The 542-nt window shown below is 39.1% G+C and carries 1 protein-coding gene; it reads right to left on the bottom strand.

Annotation, left to right across the window (positions count from 1 at the left end; all coding sequences use genetic code 11):
• Positions 1–542: AAA family ATPase (locus tag DW938_RS14605; RefSeq protein ID WP_147342418.1), on the bottom strand; the 542-nt coding region annotated here is incomplete at both ends.

Here is a 542-nt window from a genome sequence, read left to right on the forward strand (position 1 = left end):
TGCAAATTAATTTCTGCGTTTTCAATATCACGTCCTACACAATAAAGTTTTGCATTACGGCTGCCACGCTTGTTTTCAATAAGCACCAAACTTCCGTCAACACAGCCGCTGATTCCTGTACTTCCCGAGATCATATTGAACGGGTCGATATCTTTGCATTTTCTAGTATGATGTACAACTATTATTGCGATTTCAAGTTTGTCAGCAAGTGCTTTCAGCACAGACAGCTCTTTGTAATCTGAACCATAGCTTGAATCAGTATCGCTGCGAACCATTTGCAGAGTGTCAATGAACACAATTTTTAGACCGCAATGTTCAATTTTAAAACTTTCGATTTGTTCTTCAAGTCCGTTGCCGATAGATTCAGACATAACAGAGAAGTACAAATTTTCAGTTGGCACATCAGTTATTTCATACAAGCGATTTTGAATACGAACGTAGCTATCCTCTAAACACAAATACAATGCCGTGCCCTGCAATGTTTTCTGACCTAAAACACTTTCTCCTTTCGCTATTGACAAGCACATATCAAGTGCCAGCCA

Origin of the sequence: Ruminococcus sp. AM43-6 (assembly GCF_003461785.1) — a bacterium.
Classification (GTDB): domain Bacteria; phylum Bacillota; class Clostridia; order Oscillospirales; family Ruminococcaceae; genus Hominimerdicola; species Hominimerdicola aceti.